Annotated in this window: 11 protein-coding genes; all 11 read left to right on the top strand. The window is 75.1% G+C overall.

What is annotated here, in order from left to right; translation table 11 throughout:
* The first annotated feature begins 1 nt into the window (after position 1).
* Complete coding sequence (locus tag AB0A69_RS11770; RefSeq protein WP_361418800.1) at positions 2 to 1,306, top strand: flavin-dependent oxidoreductase; 1,305 nt, start codon at positions 2 to 4, stop codon at positions 1,304 to 1,306.
* 110 nt (positions 1,307 to 1,416) lie between these two features.
* Positions 1,417 to 4,047: an alpha-glucan family phosphorylase gene (glgP, locus tag AB0A69_RS11765; RefSeq protein ID WP_361418797.1), complete on the top strand. Its 2,631-nt coding sequence runs from the start codon at positions 1,417 to 1,419 to the stop codon at positions 4,045 to 4,047.
* A gap of 225 nt (positions 4,048 to 4,272) precedes the next feature.
* Positions 4,273 to 5,814, top strand: a complete 1,542-nt coding sequence (locus AB0A69_RS11760; RefSeq protein ID WP_361418794.1) for an MFS transporter — start codon at positions 4,273 to 4,275, stop codon at positions 5,812 to 5,814.
* Positions 5,815 to 6,059: 245 nt separating this feature from the next.
* Positions 6,060 to 6,611: a hypothetical protein gene (locus AB0A69_RS11755; protein WP_361418791.1), complete on the top strand. Its 552-nt coding sequence runs from the start codon at positions 6,060 to 6,062 to the stop codon at positions 6,609 to 6,611.
* A 64-nt stretch (positions 6,612 to 6,675) separates the two neighbouring features.
* Positions 6,676 to 8,001, top strand: a complete 1,326-nt coding sequence (locus AB0A69_RS11750; protein WP_361418788.1) for an AarF/UbiB family protein — start codon at positions 6,676 to 6,678, stop codon at positions 7,999 to 8,001.
* 1 nt (position 8,002) lies between these two features.
* Positions 8,003 to 9,052, top strand: a complete 1,050-nt coding sequence (locus tag AB0A69_RS11745; protein ID WP_361418785.1) for a DUF1702 family protein — start codon at positions 8,003 to 8,005, stop codon at positions 9,050 to 9,052.
* A 2-nt stretch (positions 9,053 to 9,054) separates the two neighbouring features.
* Positions 9,055 to 10,989 carry a CRTAC1 family protein gene (locus tag AB0A69_RS11740; RefSeq protein WP_361418782.1) on the top strand — a complete coding sequence of 645 codons (1,935 nt, stop codon included), beginning with the start codon at positions 9,055 to 9,057 and terminating at the stop codon, positions 10,987 to 10,989.
* Positions 10,986 to 11,996 carry an enediyne biosynthesis protein UnbU gene (locus tag AB0A69_RS11735; RefSeq protein ID WP_361418780.1) on the top strand — a complete coding sequence of 337 codons (1,011 nt, stop codon included), beginning with the start codon at positions 10,986 to 10,988 and terminating at the stop codon, positions 11,994 to 11,996. Before AB0A69_RS11740 ends, AB0A69_RS11735 begins: the two co-directional genes overlap by 4 nt.
* A complete protein-coding gene (locus AB0A69_RS11730; RefSeq protein ID WP_361418777.1) occupies positions 11,993 to 17,710 on the top strand; it encodes an SDR family NAD(P)-dependent oxidoreductase in 5,718 nt (1,905 codons plus the stop codon). Before AB0A69_RS11735 ends, AB0A69_RS11730 begins: the two co-directional genes overlap by 4 nt.
* The gene (locus AB0A69_RS11725; RefSeq protein ID WP_361418774.1) at positions 17,707 to 18,207 is read left to right on the top strand and encodes an acyl-CoA thioesterase; all 501 of its coding nucleotides are present in this window, start codon (positions 17,707 to 17,709) and stop codon (positions 18,205 to 18,207) included. The genes AB0A69_RS11730 and AB0A69_RS11725 overlap by 4 nt, the downstream gene beginning before the upstream one ends.
* Positions 18,204 to 18,734, top strand: coding sequence for a flavin reductase family protein (locus AB0A69_RS11720; RefSeq protein WP_361418771.1), 531 nt, complete (start codon positions 18,204 to 18,206; stop codon positions 18,732 to 18,734). The genes AB0A69_RS11725 and AB0A69_RS11720 overlap by 4 nt, the downstream gene beginning before the upstream one ends.
* The last annotated feature ends 15 nt before the right edge of the window (positions 18,735 to 18,749 follow it).

Genomic DNA, 18,749 nt, shown 5'->3' with positions numbered 1-18,749 from the left:
CATGACCCCGCACATACTCATCGCCGGCGGCGGCGTCGCCGGCCTCACCGCCGCGCTCTCCCTGCACGCCGCGGGCTTCCAGCGCGTCACCGTCGTCGAGGCCGCCCGCGAGATCCGCTCCGTCGGCGCCGGGCTGAACATCATGCCCAACGCCGTCCGCGAACTCGACGCGCTCGGTGTCCTCGACCGCCTGGAGACCGACGCCGTACGCACCCGGGAGCTGCGCTACTACCACCGCTCCGGCGGCCTCGTCTCCCGCGAGCCCCGCGGCCTGCGCGCCGGCTACCGCTGGCCCCAGCTGTCGATCCACCGCGGCCACCTCCAGCTCGTCCTCGCCGAGGCCGTACGGGAACGGCTCGGCCCCGCCGCGATCGTCGGCGGCGTCCGCGTCGCCGGCCTGGAGCTCCTCCCGGACGGCCGCCCGCGCGTCCGCCTCGAACACCGCACCGGCGCCACCCGCGGCCTCGCCTCGCTCGAACCGGACGTCCTGATCGGCGCCGACGGCATCCGCTCGGCGGTCCGCGCCGCGCTCTACCCGGGCGAGGGCGCGCCGCCGTGGAACGGCATGCTCGTGTGGCGCGGCGTGTCGTCGATGGCGGCGAAGGACACCGCTTCCTTCATGCTCATCGCGGGCGACGACCGCCAGAAGGCCGTCGTCTACCCGATGACCGAGCCGACCCTGCGCAGCCCGGACGTCCTCGTCAACTGGGCGCTGGCGATGCCCGCCGACCGCGTCGCCGGTGCCGGGGGCACGGACGCCGTACGCGGCGACTGGAACCGGCCCGTGCCGGTCGGCGACTTCCTCCACCACTACGAGGGCTGGGAGTTCGACGGCGTCAGCGTCCCCGACGTCCTGCGCGCCTCCGACGGCGCCTACGAGTACCCCATGGTCGACCGCGAGCCCCTGCCCCGCTGGAGCCACGGCCGCACCACCCTGATCGGCGACGCCGCCCACGCCATGTACCCCATCGGCTCCAACGGCGCGACGCAGTCCATCATCGACGGCCGCGCCCTCGCGCACGCCATGGCGCTGTACCGCGACCCGGCCGACGCCCTCGCCGCCTACGAGGCGGACCGGCGTCCCGCCATGACGGAGCTCCAGCGCGCCAACCGCAGCCTGGGCCCCGAGGTCGTCATCAACCTGGCCCACCAGCGCGCGCCCGGCGGCTTCACCGACATCGACACCGTCATCCCGCCGGAGGAGCGCGCCGAGATCGCCGCGCGCTACGCCCTGACCGGCGCTTTCGACCCGGCGGCCGTCAACGCGGGCTCACCCTACGAGGTGGCGGTGAGCGTGCTCCCCTGAGTGCGCCGTGGTTGACGGGGGCGCCGTGCCACTACCGTCGAAGGGTGAAGGCGGACGCACACCGTGGTGCGTCCGCCCCGATACGTACCTGCCCTGCGAAGGTGGAACACGTGAAGGCAATCCGTCGATTCACCGTGCGCCCCGTCCTCCCCGAACCCCTGCACCCCCTCAGCGACCTCGCGCGCAACCTGCGCTGGTCCTGGCACACCGAGACCCGCGAGCTGTTCCAGTCCGTCGACCCCGACGGGTGGCGGGCGGCCGGCGGCGACCCCGTACGGCTGCTCGGCTCGGTGCCCGCCGCGCGCCTCGCCGAGCTCGCAAAGGACCGGCGGTTCCTGCGCCGCCTGGCCGCCGCCGCCGACGACCTCGACGACTATCTGCACGGCCGCCGCTGGTACCAGCAGCACCAGGGCGCCTCGGACGGCGAACTCCCCGCCGCCGTCGCCTACTTCTCGCCGGAGTTCGGCGTCACCGCGGCCCTGCCGCAGTACTCCGGCGGCCTCGGCATCCTCGCCGGGGACCACCTCAAGGCGGCCTCCGACCTCGGCGTCCCGCTGATCGGCGTCGGGCTGCTCTACCGCCACGGCTACTTCCGCCAGTCCCTCTCCCGCGACGGCTGGCAGCAGGAGCACTACCCGCTCCTCGACCCCAACGAGCTGCCGCTGAGCCTGCTGCGGCAGGAGAACGGCTGCCCCGTCCGCGTCTCCCTCGCGCTGCCCGCCGGCCGCCGGCTGCACGCGCACGTCTGGATCGCCCGCGTCGGGCGCGTACCGCTGCTGATGCTCGACTCGGACGTCGAGGAGAACGGCACCTCCGAGCGGGATGTCACCGACCGGCTGTACGGCGGTGGCAGCGAGCACCGGCTGCTGCAGGAGATGCTGCTGGGGATAGGGGGAGTACGGGCCGTCCGGGCGTACTGCGCGCTGACCGGCCATCCGGAGCCCGAGGTCTTCCACACCAACGAGGGCCACGCCGGCTTCCTCGGCCTGGAGCGCATCAGCGAACTGACCGGGAAGGGACTGGAGTTCGACGCGGCGCTGGAGGCGGTGCGCGCGGGAACCGTGTTCACCACCCACACGCCCGTCCCGGCCGGCATCGACCGCTTCGACCGCGATCTCGTCGCCCGCCACTTCGGCGACGGCGCGGAGCTGCCGGGCATCGACGTCGAGCGGATCCTCCAGCTGGGCAGGGAGACCTACCCGGGTGGTGAGCCCGGCCTCTTCAACATGGCGGTCATGGGCCTGCGCCTCGCCCAGCGCGCCAACGGCGTGTCCACGCTCCACGGCGCCGTCAGCCGCGAGATGTTCGCGGGCCTGTGGCCGGGCTTCGACCCCGAGGAGGTGCCCATCACCTCCATCACCAACGGCGTCCACGCCCCGACCTGGGTCGCCCCCGAGGTGTTCCGGCTCGGCGCCCGCAAGATCGGCACCCAGCGCGCCGAGGACGCGCTGAGCGTCGGCGGCTCGCAGCGCTGGGACTCCGTCGCCGACATCGCCGACGCCGAGATCTGGGAGCTGCGGCGCGAGCTGCGCGAACAGCTGGTGACGGAGGTACGGACCCGGCTGCGCGCCTCCTGGCGGCAGCGCGGCGCGGGCTCGGCGGAGCTCGGCTGGATCGACGGCGTCCTCGACCCCGACGTGCTCACCATCGGCTTCGCCCGCCGCGTCCCGTCGTACAAGCGGCTGACGCTGATGCTGCGGGACCGCGAGCGGCTGACCCGGATGCTGCTGGACCCGGAGCGGCCGGTGCAGATCGTGGTGGCGGGCAAGGCCCACCCGGCGGACGACGGCGGCAAGCGGCTGGTGCGGGAGCTGGTGCGGTTCGCCGACGACCCGCGCGTACGCCACCGCATCGTCTTCCTGCCGGACTACGGGATGGGGATGGCGCAGAAGCTCTACCCCGGCTGCGACGTCTGGCTGAACAACCCGCTGCGGCCGCTGGAGGCCTGCGGTACGTCGGGGATGAAGGCGGCGCTCAACGGCTGCCTCAACCTGAGCGTGCTCGACGGCTGGTGGGACGAGTGGTACGAGCCGGACTTCGGCTGGGCCATCCCCACCGCCGACGGCCCGACGACGGACGAGGACCGGCGCGACGACCTGGAGGCCGCCGCGCTGTACGAGCTGATCGAGCAGCGGGTCGCCCCCCGCTTCTACGACCGCGGCGGCAACGGCCTGCCGGAGCGGTGGATCGAGATGGTCCGCCGTACGCTCGCCAACCTCGGCCCCAAGGTGCTGGCGGGGCGCATGGTGCGCGAGTACGTGGAGCGGCTGTACACCCCGGCCGCCCTGGCCCACCGCGCGCTGGACGAGGGCGCGGCACGCGAACTGGCCGCCTGGAAGGCGCGGGTGCGCGCCGCGTGGCCGCGCGTCGCCGTCGACCACCTGGAGGTCGACGAGGCCAACGGCACCGCCGAGCTCGGCGCCACGCTCGCCCTGCGCGTACGGGTGACCCTCGGGGACCTGAGGCCCGAGGACGTCGAGGTGCAGGCGGTCGCCGGCCGGGTCGACACCGACGACCGGCTCCGCGACGCCCAGAAGGTGCCGCTCAAACCGTCGGGAGGGCCGGACGAGCAGGGCCGCTGGGTGTACGAGGGACCGCTGACCCTCGACCGTACGGGCCCGTTCGGCTACACCGTGCGGATACTGCCCGCGCACCGGCTGCTGCCGGCGGGCGCGGACCTGGGCCTGGTGGCGCTGCCGACGGAGACGACGGGGGAGGGGGCCGGCGTGCTGATGCGCTGAGCCGGCCGGGGAGGAAGGGGCCCGGCCGCCCGCCGCGCGGCCGGGCCTTTTTCCCTTTCATATGCGGATCGCTTTCCGGCGCGGTATGGGCGGCGGGCACGCCGGGCATTCATGAAGGAACCAGGGGCGGGGCCGGGGGAGGGGGCGGATATGGAAAGGGTGCCGCGCAAGGGAAAGGGAGCGGGCGGAGCGGGATTTCCCCGCCCGGGCCTGTTCTGGCTCGGGGTGACCGCCGGGACGGTCGGCACGGTGCTGCATCTGCCGATGTTCCTGGCCTCCCGTCATATGGGGTACCGGATGGCCGGCATGGCACCGGACCCGGCCATGGTGGCGGGCATGGCGCTGATCGTGGGCGGCGTGGGCGCGGTGCTCGCCGGGCTGTGGCCGCCCCGGGACGAGGCCCTGCGCCGGGAGGCCGCCCTCTCCGCGGTCCGGGTGCGCCCGCAGGACGACGCCCCGCTGAGGCCCGCCCACGTCGCGCTGCTGGTGGTGCTCTCGCTCGCCGTGACGATCGACGTCATGAAGCCGCTCACCCTGTCGCTCGTCGTGCCCGGGGTCGCCGCCGAGTACGGCCTCGCGTCGCCGCTGCGCCCCGGGGGCGGCGTACCGGTGGCCTGGCTGCCGCTGGCCGGGATCACCGGCACCATGGTGGGCTCCTTCGTGTGGGGCTGGCTGGGCGACCGGATCGGCCGGCGCAACGCGATCCTGCTGGCCGGGGTGCTGTTCGCCACGACGTCGGTCTGCGGGGCCATGCCGGGGTTCTGGTGGAACGTGCTGATGTGCCTGGTGATGGGCGCGGCGGCCGGCGGGATGATCCCGATCGCCTTCACCCTGATCGCGGAGACGGTCCCGCGCCGGCACCGCGGCTGGCTGATGGTGCTGATCGGCGGGAACGTCACGGTCGCGTACGCCCTGACGAGCTGGCTGGCGGCGGTGCTCACCCCGGAGTTCGGGTGGCGTGCGCTGTGGCTGGTGGGGCTGCCGACGGGACTGGCGCTGCTGGTGCTGAACCGCTGGATCCCGGAGTCGCCGCGGTTCCTGCTGGCCACCGGACGCGCGGAGAAGGCCCGTGAGGTGCTGGCGCGGTACGGCGCGGCGCTGGTGCCGGTGGAGTCCTCGCCGGAGCCGGAGGGCGCGGAGGGCGGGCCCCGGCCCGGGTACGCGCGCCTGTGGGAGCGGGGATTCGGCGGGCGTACGGCGGTGCTGACGGTCCTCGCGGCGGGCGCCGGGCTGCTGACGTACGGGTTCCAGATGTGGCTGCCCGTCAACCTGGCCCGAATCGGCTACCTGGAGGCGTCGTCGGCCCGCGTCCTGCGGGACAGCGCCCTGATCAGCCTGCCGCTCAACGTGGTGACGGCGCTGCTGTACGGGCTGTGGAGCAGCAGGCGCACGGCGGTCGTCGTCGCGGGCGCCGCGGCCGCCGCCCTGGTGGTGCTCGCGGCGGCGGGCGAGGAGGTCGCCGGGAACGCGTCGCTGATGCGGCTGCTGCTCCTGGTCCCGCTGTGGGGCATCAGCGCGACCGCGGCCGTGGTCGCCGCGTACAGCTCCGAGGTGTACCCGACGGCCCTGCGGGCGCGGGGAACGGGCTGGGCGGCGGCGGTGAGCAAGGTGGGCGGGGTGCTGATCCTCGCCCTGTCGGTGGCCGCCGCGGCCGTCCCGCCGATGGAGGTCACGGCCCTGGTGGCGGCGGCGCCGCTGGCCGCGGCGGCGCTGGCTTTCACGTTCTTCGCCCCGGAGACCCGGGGGCGGGTGCTGGACGAGGGCTGAACTCGCGGAGTTCCGAATTCCGTTGCGCTTGGCGTATTCTCGCCAATTCAAAGGAGAACTCGTATGTAAATAGCATCGCTAATGATGCGCGCGCCCTCTGGAATCTACCGGCGCACTACCGCCCCATTCCGCATTCGTCACGCGGATGGGTGAATTGGGTCGTGAAAATGGTCCGAATGGCGGCACTCGGGAATGTCGTAAGTGCACATCACCCACTCCCCGAGTATCGTTTGGAGGTTCTTCCCGTGCCCACAACCACCATCCTGCCGTCGGTCGGCGCCGAAATCCCCTGCAGTTGCTATGCGGCGAACGTCCCGCTCAAGATCCGTACCGCCCTGGTGAACGTCGAGTTCAAGGGCGGCATCAAGGTCCGGGTCGAGGCGCACCCGAGTGAGCCGGCCCACAAGGCCGTCGTGCTCAAGGTGATCGGCCACAAGGTCGAGGCCGACCACCCGCAGCTCGGCAAGATCACCATCGAGCAGGAGAACATGGAGGCGACGCCGGACAGCCTCCTGAACATCGTCCAGCACTTCCCGCCGAAGCTGAGCGCCGTGATGTTCCTGTCGTTCAAGCTGACCGTCGAGCGGCCCCCCGGCCAGGGCGCCAACGAGGGAGCCCGGCCGGAGCCGCTGGTCCTGCGGACCAAGGAGCCCGCGAAGCTCCTGAGCCCGGAGCTCAGCAAGTTCCCGCCGGACGGGGACTTCTACCGGCTCGAGAACCCGATCAAGCTCGTCCACCCGGACACCGACCAGGTCGTCGCGACGATCGACAAGTTCCCGGTCCGGGTCGGCGGCTGAGCTACCCCGCCCGGTAGCGACGCACCGACCGGCCACCACCGACAGCGAGCGCGGGGGTGCCCCGATGAGCCATGCCCGGATTCCCAAGGTGACGCTCACCGCCGGCGTCGTACGAAGTGTGCGCGCCTGTCTCGTCCTCACGGTCCGGCTGGCCCTCCTGGGCCTCATCGTCCTGCGCTGCTCCCTGTCACCGGGCAAGGACCGCTTCGCGCCCCGGCGCGACGCCTGGCTCCTCGCCACGGTGACCGCACTCGGGCCGGCCTTCGTCAAGGCCGCCCAGATCCTCAGCACCCGCGCCGACGTGGTCCCCCGTCATGTCGCCCGGGTGCTGAGCACCCTTCACGACCAGGTGTCCCCCCTTCCGCTCGGGGACGGGACACGCCGCTTCCCACCCGCGCTGAGACGCGCCCTGAAGGACGATCCCGGTCTGCCTACCCGTGCTCCGGTCGCCGCGGGCACCATCGCCTGCGTCTACCGCGCCGAGCTCGCCGACGGCCGCACCGCCGCGCTCAAGGTCCGCCGCCCCGGCGTCGTCCGGCTGCTCACCACCGATCTGGCGATCATGCTGGCGCTCGCCCGGCTCGTCGCGCCGCTGCCGCCCCTGCGCGGGGTGCCGGTGGTGGACATCGTGCGGCAGCTGACGGACTCCCTGCGCGGACAGCTCGACTTCGACCGCGAGCGGCGCAGCCTCCGCTTCCTGCGGGAGAACCTCGCGGAGGAGCCGCACGTACGCGTCCCGGAGGTCTACGACGAGCTCTGCGGACCGGACGTCCTGGTCATGGAGTACCTCGACGACCTGCACGACGGGGAGAGGAGAGCGGGCGGCGCGCAGGCCGCCGTGACAGCCCTGCGCGCCGCCTTCCACATGCTCTTCCTCGACGGCTTCGTCCACTGCGACCTGCACCCCGGCAACCTCGTCTGCGGGCCCGGCCGCGCGGTGACCGTCGTCGACGCCGGCTTCACCGTGCGCCTGACCGAGCGGGCCCGGGAGAAGTTCACCGACTTCTTCGAGGCGATGGGCGCCGGGGACGGCCGGACCTGCGCCGACATCGTGCTCTCCACCACGCACCCCGGGTCGCGCACCGACACCGAGGGCTTCCGGCGCGAGCTCGCCGAGCTCATCGCCTCCCGGGGGGACGCGACCGCCGCCACGTTCGACCTGATGTCCTTCGCCGCCCGGCTGTTCGCGCTCCAGCGCCGCCACGGCCTGTACGCCGACCCGCAGTTCGTCTTCCCGATCCTGTCGCTGCTGGTCCTGGAGGGCACCGTACGGGACCTCGGCCCGGACCTGGACTTCCAGGCCGTCGCCAAGCCGTACCTGATCACCGCCCTCATGGAACGCGCGATCCTCACCGCCCAGAGAAAACAGGAGAAACAGGAGTCCGGCTGACATGTTCTCCCCTCCCTCGCCGCCCGGACCGGACACCGCCGCCTCCGAGGAGGCGACGCCGCCCCGGCCACCCCGGGCCGCCCCCGTGGTGCCGCGCCCCCTGCGCCGCATCGTCATCCCGCTGCTGCGCCAGGACACCGCGCAGGTCGACTTCGGCGTACGCCGCTTCCGCCTGCGGCCCGGGCCCGCCCGCGACATCCTCCAGGCGGCCGGACAGGCGTTCCTCACCGGTTTCCACGCCGCGCTCGACACCCGCACCCCGGCCGAGCTGGCCGCCGAGGTGGAGCGCCTTCCGCCCGAGCGGCGCGGCTTCGCCTACGAAGGCGCCGGCATGGCCTGCTCCGTCCTCGACCTGCTCACCGGCGCACGCGGCCGCAGGTTCGCCGCCCTCGTGTCCGGCCCCGCCGCCCCGTACCCGCACCTCGTGCACGTCGGCGCCGGATGGGCGTACGCGCGCCTGGGCCTGCGGCCCCGCAACGGCCTCCCGGCCGCACAGCCGCCCGAGCAGTGGCTCGCCTGGGACGGGTACGGCTTCCACCAGGGGTTCTTCCACCCCGACCGGGTCATCGGGCGCCGGCACGTCGAGCGCGGCCTGACCGCCGACGAGCGTGCCATCCGGGACCAGGGGCTGGGCCGCGCGCTCTGGTTCCACGAGTGCGCCGACCCCGAGGGCATCGCCCTGCGCATCGCCGAGTTCGCGCCCGGCCGCCGCGGCGACCTGTGGAGCGGCGCCGGCCTCGCCGCCACCTACGCGGGCGGCGCCACCCCCGCGGAGCTGCACCGCCTCGCCGAAGCGGCCGGCGACCACCGCGCCGACCTCGCCCAGGGCTCCGCCTTCGCCTGCGCGGCCCACCACGTCTCCGGCACCGTCCCGGAGCACACCCACGCGGCGGCACGCGTCCTGACGGGCACCACCGCCGAGGAGGCGGCCGCGTGGACCGACCGCTCCCGTGCCGCCCTCGGCCCCGCCGCGACCGGCACCGGCGACTACCAGCGCTGGCGCGCCGGGATCCGCCACCTGTACCTCCGCAGCCGCCGAGGAGACCACTGACCATGCCCGCACCCCTCGTGAGCCTCGTACGCCGCAACCTGGCGCGGGTCGCCGCGCTCCTCACCTGCCTGCTGCTGTGGCAGCTCTCCCAGCCGCCGGACGCCTCACCGGCGATGCGCGAGCGCCTCGCCCAGCGGTTCTCCTTCTCGCCGCACCTCGTCTCACCCGCGCGCCACCCCGCCGACCGGGCCCTGCGGCCGGTCGCCCCCGCCTACCGCGACATCCCGTCGTGGATCTCCTCCGTGGGCGCCGGCGTGGCCCTGTGGTCGGCGGACGGCGGCAGTGTCGCGCGCGACCTGTGCCTCGTCGACCCGCGCACCGACACGGTCACCGTCAGCCCGGCTCCCGGCACCGGCCGGCGGTACGCCCCCTTCACCCTCAGCCCGCCCGCGCGCGACCTGCCCTCGTACGCCGCGCCCATGGGCTGCCTCCCGGCGGACCTCAACGAGGACGGCCGGCAGGACGTGGTCGTCTACTACTGGGGCCGCTCGCCCGTGCTCTTCCTGCGCCTCGCCGACCGGCCGCCGAGCGCCGCGGCGTTCCTCCCCCGCGAGCTCGTCCGCCCGCGCGCCGTGTGGAACACCAACGCCGCCACCGTCGGCGACTACGACGGCGACGGCCACCTCGACCTGGTCTTCGGCAACTACTTCCCCGACGGCGCCCGCGTCCTGGACCCCGAGGCCCACCAGCCCCGCCACCTGGTGATGAACGCCTCCCTCTCCAACGCCCGCAACGGCGGCACCAACCGCCTCCTGCGCTTCACCGGCGCCGACCGGGGCCCCGCCCCCGACGCCCGCTTCACCGAGGTGCCCGACGCCTTCGCACCGGACGCCGCGCGCGGCTGGACCCTCGCCCTGGGCACGTACGACCTCGACGGCGACCACCGGCCCGAGCTGTACGTGGCCAACGACTTCGGGCCCGACCAGCTGCTCGTCAACGAGTCGTCCCCGGGCCGCGTCCGGTTCCGCGAGGCCGTCGGGCAGCGGCACGCCACCACCCCCAAGTCCAAGGTGCTGGGCCGCGACTCCTTCAAGGGCATGGGTGTCGCCTTCACCCACCTGGGCCCGGACCGCGTCCCCGACATCCTGGTCAGCAACATCGGCGAGGCGTACGCCCTCCACGAGAGCAACTTCGCCTTCACCGCCACCGGCGGCCTCCGCGACGCCGGGCGGGCGCTCCACCGGGGCACCGCCCCGTACGACGACGACAGCGAGCCGCTGGGCCTGTCCCGCACCGGCTGGACCTGGGACGTCAAGGCCGCCGACTTCGACAACGACGGCGGCCCCGAGATCATGCACGCCACGGGCTTCGTCGCCGGACACACCGACCGCTGGGCGCAGTTGCAGGAGACGGCCATGTCCAACGACCTCATCCTGGACAACCCCCGGCTCTGGCCCCACTTCAAGCCGGGCATCGACCTGTCCGGCCACGACCGCAACACCTTCTTCGTACGCGGTGCCGACGGCCGCTTCACCGACGTGGCGCGGGAGGCCGGGGTCGGCACGGACGCCGTCAGCCGGGCCTTCGCGATCGGCGACGTGGACTCCGACGGCCGCCTCGACTTCGTCGTCGCCAACCAGTGGGCGCCGTCGGTGATGTACCGCAACACCGGCCGCGCGGGCGCCTTCCTGGCGCTCCGGCTGCGCCTCCCGGCCGCCGACGGCGGCGGTCCGACCCGGCCCGCCATCGGCGCCACCGCCACCGTCACGCTGCCCGACGGCACCGTCCGCACCGAGCAGCTGTACCCGGCCAACGGCCACAACGGCGTCAACGCCCCCGACCTCACCTTCGGCCTCGGCGACGCCGCCAAGACCCCGCCCTCCACCGCCCTGCCGGTACGCCTGACCTGGCGCGACGGCCGGGGACGCGTCCACGCCCGCACCACCACCCTCCGGCCCGGCCACCACGAGCTGGTTCTCACCGAGGAGACACGATGAACCGACTCGGCACCCGAATCGGAACCCGGCTCGGTCGCACGGCGCGCTCCGTGCTCGGCGGCCCGGACGACCCGCGCAGCGCCGCACTGCGCCGGTTCGGCCTCTCCATCACCGTCCTGACGGTGGTCGGGCACACCGTCCTCGGCTTCGAGCAGGCGTACCTCACCCCCGTCGTCGCGGTGGCCGCGGCCCTGCTCGCCGAAGGCGTTCTCGGCGCCATCGACGCCCACGCCCGCGGCGTGCGCCCCTGGTACGCCGCCGGTTCCGCCGGGGCCGTCGTGGACCTGCTGCTCCCCGCCTACATCACCGCCCTGGCGTGCGCCATGCTGCTGTACGCCAACGACCGGCTGATGCCGACGGTGCTCGCCACCGTCGCGGGCGTGGCGAGCAAGTACGTCGTCCGGGTGCGCGTCGCCGGGCGGGCCCGGCACGTGCTCAACCCCAGCAACACCGGGATCGTGCTCGTCCTGCTGCTCTTCCCGTGGGTCGGGATCGCGCCGCCGTACCAGTTCACCGAGTGGACGGCCGGTCCGGTGGACTGGCTGATCCCGCTGGTGGTGCTGGCGGCCGGGACGATGCTCAACGCCAAGCTGACCGGCAAGATGCCGCTCATCGCTGCCTGGTGCGGCGGATTCATCGCCCAGGCGGTGCTCCGCTGGGCCCTGTCCCCGGGCGACCTCTCGCTGGTGAGCGCGCTGCTGCCGATGACGGGCGTGGCGTTCGTGCTCTTCACCAACTACATGATCACCGACCCGGGTACGACCCCGTGGCGCCCACGCCACCAGGCCGTCTTCGGCGCGGCGACGGCCGCCGTGTACGGCGTGCTCGTCCACTTCCACATCGTCTTCGGCCTGTTCTTCGCGCTGGTGATCACATGCGTGCTGCGGGCGGTCGTCCTGGTGGCCGCCGAGCGGCTGCCGCGCGCCTCCGCCGCCGCCGGCCCCCCTGTCGTGTCCGCTTCCGTCCCCGGGCAGGGCCGCCCCTCACTCCAGCCGGAGACACGATGAGTCCGTACGCAACGGAGGGCGCCGACGAGACCGCGCCCCCGCTCGCCATCGTCGGCATGGCCTGCCGCTACCCCGACGCCGAACGCCCCGACCGGCTCTGGGAGATGGCCCTGGAGCAGCGCCGGGCGTTCCGCCGCCTCCCCGCGGAGCGGATGGACCCGGACGACTACTACGACGCCGATCCGGCGGCCCCCGACAAGACGTACAGCCTGTACGCCGCCGTCCTGGAGGGCTGGACCTTCGACCGCTCGGCGTTCCGCATCCCCGGCCCGGTCTTCCGGGCCGGGGACCCCGCCCACTGGCTCGCCCTGGAGACCGCCGCCCGCGCCCTGGAGGACGCCGGCTTCCCCGGCGGCGCCGGACTGGCCCGCGACCGCGTCGGCGTGGTCCTCGGCAACAGCCTCACCGGCGACGCCACCCGCGCCGGGACGCTGCGGCTGCGCTGGCCGTATGTGCGCCGCGTCCTCGCCGCCGCCCTGGCGGACGCACGACTGCCCGGCGACGTACGGGAGGAGGTGCTGCGCCGCGCCGCGGCCGACTACCTGGCGCCGTTCCCGCCGACGACCGAGGAGTCCCTCGCCGGGGCGCTGTCCACCACCATCGCGGGCCGGATCTGCAACCACTTCGACTTCCACGGCGGCGGCTACACCGTCGACGGCGCCTGCGCCTCCTCCCTCCTCGCCGTCGTCGAGCTGTGCCGCGCGCTGCGCGACCACAGCGTCGACTTCGGCCTGGCGGGCGGGGTCGACCTGAGCCTCGACCCCTTCGAGCTGGTGGGCTTCGCCAAGACCGGAGCCCTCGCCGCCGACCGGATGCGCGTGTACGACGAGCGGTCGGCGGGCTTCTGGCCCGGCGAGGGCTGCGGCATGCTGGCGCTGATGCGGGCGGCCGACGCGCGCGCCGCCGGGCTGCGCGTGTACGCGGAGATCCGCGGCTGGGGCGTCTCCTCCGACGGCGCCGGGGGCATCACCCGGCCCGACCGGGACGGGCAGCTCCTCGCGCTGCGCCGCGCGTACGAACGGGCCGGCGCCGACCCCGCCGACGTCCTCCTCCACGAGGGCCACGGCACCGGTACGCGCGTCGGCGACGAGGTGGAGCTCAGCGCCCTGGCGGCGCTGCGCGCGGGCGCCCGCCACCGCGCCGCGCTCTCCACGGTCAAGGCGAACATCGGCCACACCAAGGCGGCGGCCGGGGCGGCGGGCGTCATCAAGGCGGCCATGAGCCTGCACACCGCGGTGCTGCCCCCGACCACCGGATGCCGCGACCCGCACCCGCTGCTGCGGTCGGACGAAACCCGGCTGCGCGTGCTGCGCCGGGCCGAACCCTGGCCGGAGGGCCCCCGGCTGGCCGGGGTCAGCTCGATGGGCTTCGGCGGCATCAACGCCCATGTGGTCCTCGCCGCGCCCGACACTCCGGCATCGCCCGCCCCCCGCAGCTCCTGCAGCCCCGTACGCGTACGCCGCCCGGCGCCCGAGCACGCCGTCATCGCCGCCGCGGCGGCCGAACCGGGCGAGCTGCGCCCGCTGTTCGAGGACATCGCCACGGCGGCCCCCCGGCTCTCCTTCGCGGAGCTGCACGACCTGGCGGCCCAGCTCGCGCGGCGCCCGGTGACGACCGGCGGTCCGGTCCGGGCCGCCGTGGTCGCCGCCACCCCCGACGAACTGGCCCGGCGGGCCGCGTCGGTGGCCGCCCGCCTCGCCTCCGGCACCGACGCGCCCGGCTCCCTCACGCACCTGCCGGGCATGTGGCTGGGGCACGGCGTACGCGGCCGGGTCACGCTCCTCTTCCCCGGCCAGGGCGCGCCATCCGCGCCCTCCGCCTCCACCGGGACCGCCCAGCCGGCGATCCACCGCGCCGCCCTGCGCGGGCTGCGCGCACTGGACGCCCTCGGCGTGACGGCGACGGCCGCCGTCGGGCACAGCCTGGGCGAGATCACCGCGCTGGTGTGGTCGGGCGCGCTCCCCGTACGGGACAGCATCCGTCTGGTACGCGCCCGGGGCCGGCTCATGGCCACCCTCGGCGCACCCGGAACGGGCATGCTCGCCCTCCGCGCGGAACCCTCCGCAGCGCTCGGCCTGTGCGACGGGACCGGGCTGGTCATCGCCGCGTACAACGGCCCCCGTTCGGTCGTGCTCGCCGGGCCGGAGGAGGAGCTGCGCGTGGTGGCGGCCCGCGCCGGACGGGCCGGCATCGCCCGCACCCCGCTCCCCGTGTCCCACGGCTTCCACTCCCCGGCGGTCCTGCCCTGCGTCCCGCCGCTGCGCCGCGCCCTGGCCGACGTGGACTTCGGCCGTCCGGCGCGCCGCCTGCTGTCCACCGTGCACGGGCGGGAGCTGACCCCGGACGACGACCTGGTGGAGCTGCTGTGCGACCAGGTCACCGCACCCGTACGGTTCTGGGACGCGGTCGGCGGCGTACTCCCGGACACCGACCTGTTCTGCGCCTGCGGGCCCGGGCAGGGGCTCGCCTCGCTCCTCACCGACCAGGGCTGCGGTGTCCCGGTCGTCACCGTGGGGACCGGCGACCCGGACGCGGCCGACACGGCGGACGCGGTGGCCGCGCTCTTCGCGGCGGGCGCGCTTTCCCGGACCGACGCGCTGACGGCCGGGTGCGGGGCGCGGCCGATCGACCTCGGCAGGGAGCGGACGTTCCTGCGCAGCCCCTGCGCGGCGGCACCGGCGCTCCCCGGCACCCCGGCGGCCCCGGACGTCTCGGCCCCGGGCGTCTCGGCCCCGGTGGTGACGGAGCCGGTGGTGACGGCCCCGCCCTCGCGGGCCCCGCGCGCGGGGGAGTCCACGGTCCAGGAGCCCGCCGCCGCCGTACGCGACCTGCTCGCCCGGGCCACCGAGCTGGAGCCCGAGCTCATCGGCATGGAGACGCGGCTCCTGACCGACCTGCACCTCACCTCCCTGACGGTCACCCAGCTCGCCGCGACCGCCGCGCACCGCCTGGGCCGCCGCCCCCCGGCCGCGCCGCTGTCGCTGGCCGACGCCCGGGTGTGCGACCTCGTGGAGGCCCTCGACGCCCTGCCGCCCGCCACCGCCGCCGGCACCGCGGGAGCGCCCGACGCCACCGTCCCCGGCGTGGACACCTGGGTGGAGTGCTTCACCGAGCGGCTGCGGCGCGTCCACGACGGCCCGCCGGAGCCCACCGGCGCCGGATGGCGTCTCACCGTCCTCGGTGCAGGCGACGGCGAAGGCGACCTCGCCACTCTGGCGCCTCGCGTCTTCACCGGCACCGCGACCGCCTCCGACACCGAGCTGCTGTACGCGCCCCCCGGCGCGGCCCCGCCACCCGTCGGCCGCCTGCTGGCCGCCGCCCGCTCGGCGCTGGCCACCGGGCGGCTGGTGGTCGTCGCGCACGACACCGCGCTCACGGGCTTCGCGCACAGCCTCCACAAGGAGCACCCGGCCCTGGGCGTCACCCTGCTGCGGGTCCCGCCGACCGCGGCCGGCCTGCGCCACGCCGCCCGCTGGGCCGTCGCCGAGCCGGGCCGGTACCGGGAGCTGGTCGTGGACGAACGCGGCAGGCCCCACACCCCGGTCGCGCAGGTGGCGCGGTTCGCCGAGCCCGGGCCCTCGCGCCCGCTGCCCCTGGGCCCCGACGACGTGCTGCTCGTCAGCGGCGGCGGCAAGGGCATCGGCCACACCTGCGCCAAGGCGCTGGCGCTGGCCTGCGGGGTGCGCCTCGCCCTGCTCGGCCGGGCCCGCCCGGAGGACGACGAGTCCTTGCGCACGCGCCTCGCGGAGCTGGCGGAAGCGGGCGTGACCGCCGCGTACGAAGCGGCCGACCTCGCCGACGCCGCCGCCACGGCGGCGGCGGTACGCCGGCTCACCGAGCGGCTCGGCCGCCCGGTCACCGGCGTCCTGCACGCCGCGGGCGTCAACGAACCGGCCCGCTTCGCCGACCTCGACGAGGCGCGCGTCGAGGCCCACCTGGCCCCGAAGGTGACGGGCCTGCGCCACCTCCTCGCGGCGCTGCCCACGGACCGGCTGCGCCTGCTGGTCGGTTTCGGCTCGGTGATCGGCCGGTACGGGCTGCCCGGCGAGAGCCACTACGCCCTCGCCAACGGCCTGCTGCGCGCCGAGACCGAGCGGCTGGCCGCCGCACTGCCCGCCTCCTGCCGGGTGCTGACCATCGACTGGTCCGTGTGGACCGGCACCGGCATGGGCGTACGGCTCGGTGTGCTGGACTCCCTCCTGCGCGAGGACGTCACGCCCATCGCCCCGGAGACCGGCACGGACCTGTTCCTGCGCCTCCTCGCCGCCCGGACCCCGACCGCGGTCGCCGTGCACGGCCGGCTGGGCCGCGACGTACCCGCCCCCGCACCGGCGGGCCCGCCGCAGCGGTTCCTGGAGGAGGTACGCGTCCACTACCCGGCCGTGGAGCTGGTCGCCGAGGCGCGGCTCGACCTGCGCGGCACCGACCGCCACCTCGCCGGACACCGGCTGGACGGGGTGGTCTGGCTCCCCGGCGTCCTCGGCCTGGAGGCCATGGCCCAGGCGGCCTCGGCGGTGGCGGGCGGCCAACCGCTGTACGAGGCGCGCGACATCGTGTGGGCGCACCCCGTGACCGTGCCGGAGGAGGGCGCCCGCACCGTACGGGTGTGCGCCCTGCGCCGGGGGAACGCCGTGGAGACGGTGCTGCGCAGCGACGAGGACGACTTCTGCGTGGACCACTTCCGTGCCGTGTTCCCCCTCGCCGTACCGTCCCTGAACGGACACCGGCCCGCCCCGCCCGCGGACGCCGGGGACGACCTCCACCCCGACGAGCTGTACGGACCGCTCTTCTTCCACACCGGGCGCTTCCGCAGGGTCAGCGGCCTGGCGGCGCCCTCCGCGCGCGACTGCCGCGCCACGCTCGCACCGCCGGAACGGGGCGCGGACGACCCGTGGTTCGCGGCGCCGTTCGCCGCCCCGCTGCTCGGCGACCCGGCCGCCAACGACGCCTCCCTGCACGCGCTCCAGGCGTGCGTACCGCACCGCAGGCTGCTGCCGGTGGCCGCCGGGTCGCTGACGATCCGGCCCGGCGGGGGACCGGTGGAGCGGGTCCGCGGCACCGAACGCTCCGCCGCGGACGGCACGTACGTGTGGGACGCGGAGGGCCTCGACGCCTCGGGCCGCACCGTGCTGCGGTGGCGCGGGCTGCGGCTGCGGGACGTCGGCCCGCTGCCGCACGGCGAGCGCCCGTGGCCGGTCCCGCTCCTCGCGGTGCTCCTGGAGCGGGCGACCACGGCGCTGGGCCTGGACAGCCGCCTCGGCGTGACGATCCGCCCCGCGACGGGCTGCGCGTCGGCCCGCCCACCGGAGCCCGGCGTCTCCCGCAGCCACCTCGACGACCGGTGGGTGCTCCAGGTCGAGGACGCGGCGTCCAAGGGGCCCCTCGCCTGCGACTGGGAGACCGTTGCGGCGCGCCCGGAGAGCGAGTGGCGGCGGATCCTCGACCCGGAGCAGCGGGCCCTGGCCGACGTACTGCGCCACCAGTGCGGGGAGCCCTTCGACGCGGCGGCCAGCCGGGTGTGGACGGCCGCGGAGTGCCTGGCCAAGGCGGGCCGCCCGGCGCGCGCGCCGCTCACCCTCGGCGGGGTCTTCGACGGCGGCTGGGCGCTGCTGCGCTCGGGCGACGCGCTGATCGCCTCGGCGGTGGTGCGGGTGGCGGGCGTCGGGCGGCCGGTGGCGGTGGCGGTGCTGAGCGGACCGGAGGAGAACCGATGACGGCGGCGATGGGGACGGCGATGACGACGGCTGTGACAGGGGCGCCGGCGGCGCCCACGCGCACGTACGCGTACGAGCACCTGATCACCCTGGAGGAGACCAACCTCGTCGGCAACGTGTACTTCACCAACTACCTGCGCTGGCAGGGCCACTGCCGGGAGCGGTTCCTCGCCGAGCACGCTCCCGGGGTGCTCCGGGCGCTGCACGGCGACCTCGCCCTGGTGACCGCGTCCTGCCACTGCGAGTACTTCAGCGAGCTGTACGCCCTCGACCGGGTCACCCTGCGCATGTCGCTGACCGCGGCCGACGAGCACCGCGTGAGCATGGGCTTCGACTACTACCGCGTCAACGGCGCGGTGCCCCAGCTCGTCGCGCGCGGCGGCCAGACCGTGGCCTGCATGCGCCGCACCGGCGACGGCGGCGTACGACCCGTTCCCGTACCGGAGGAGCTGCGGGCCGCGCTCGCGCCGTACGGTCCGCCGGGGAGCGGCACATGACCGACGCCGCGGCCTTCCGGGCCGCGATGGCCCACATGCCCACCTCGGTCACGGTGGTCACCGCGTACGCCGCGTACGCCGCCGACGGCTCCCGCCACGGGCCCGTCGGCTGCACGGCCAGCGCCGTCCTGTCGCTCTCCCTGCGCCCGCCGAGCCTGCTGGTCTCGCTGTCGTCCACCGGCCGTACCGTCCGCGCGATCCGGCGCGCCGGCGGGTTCGCCGTCAACCTGCTGAGCTGGGAACAGCGCGACCTGACGCGCCGGTTTGCCGAGGAGCCCCCCTGCCGCCGCTTCGACGGGGTGCGGTGGGCGTACGAGCAGGGGCAGCCGGTCCTGATCGGGGCCGCCGCCAGCGTCGTGTGCGCCGTCGACAGCTGCTACGACGTGTGGGACCACACCCTGCTGGTGGGGCGCGTCCTGCACAGCGCCCACCATCCCGACCGCACCCCGCTGGTCTACCACCGCCACACGTGCACGACCGCCCGGTGGCGGTCGGACTACCACCGGGCGGTCGCGGACAACTCCTGAGCCGAAGCTCGGCAG

Origin of the sequence: Streptomyces sp. NPDC045431, from assembly GCF_040646655.1 — a bacterium.
In the GTDB taxonomy this organism is placed as follows: domain Bacteria; phylum Actinomycetota; class Actinomycetes; order Streptomycetales; family Streptomycetaceae; genus Streptomyces.
This window is presented reverse-complemented; position numbering and strand designations above follow the sequence as displayed.

What these genes read in the sequence shown, in the direction of transcription:
- AB0A69_RS11740 (WP_361418782.1), top strand. Translation starts at nt 9,055, where the DNA reads ATGCCCGCACCCCTCGTGAGCCTCGTACGCCGCAACCTGGCGCGGGTC.
- AB0A69_RS11720 (WP_361418771.1), top strand. Translation starts at nt 18,204, where the DNA reads ATGACCGACGCCGCGGCCTTCCGGGCCGCGATGGCCCACATGCCCACC.
- AB0A69_RS11725 (WP_361418774.1), top strand. Translation starts at nt 17,707, where the DNA reads ATGACGGCGGCGATGGGGACGGCGATGACGACGGCTGTGACAGGGGCG.
- AB0A69_RS11735 (WP_361418780.1), top strand. Translation starts at nt 10,986, where the DNA reads ATGAACCGACTCGGCACCCGAATCGGAACCCGGCTCGGTCGCACGGCG.
- AB0A69_RS11750 (WP_361418788.1), top strand. Translation starts at nt 6,676, where the DNA reads ATGAGCCATGCCCGGATTCCCAAGGTGACGCTCACCGCCGGCGTCGTA.
- AB0A69_RS11745 (WP_361418785.1), top strand. Translation starts at nt 8,003, where the DNA reads ATGTTCTCCCCTCCCTCGCCGCCCGGACCGGACACCGCCGCCTCCGAG.
- AB0A69_RS11770 (WP_361418800.1), top strand. Translation starts at nt 2, where the DNA reads ATGACCCCGCACATACTCATCGCCGGCGGCGGCGTCGCCGGCCTCACC.
- AB0A69_RS11730 (WP_361418777.1), top strand. Translation starts at nt 11,993, where the DNA reads ATGAGTCCGTACGCAACGGAGGGCGCCGACGAGACCGCGCCCCCGCTC.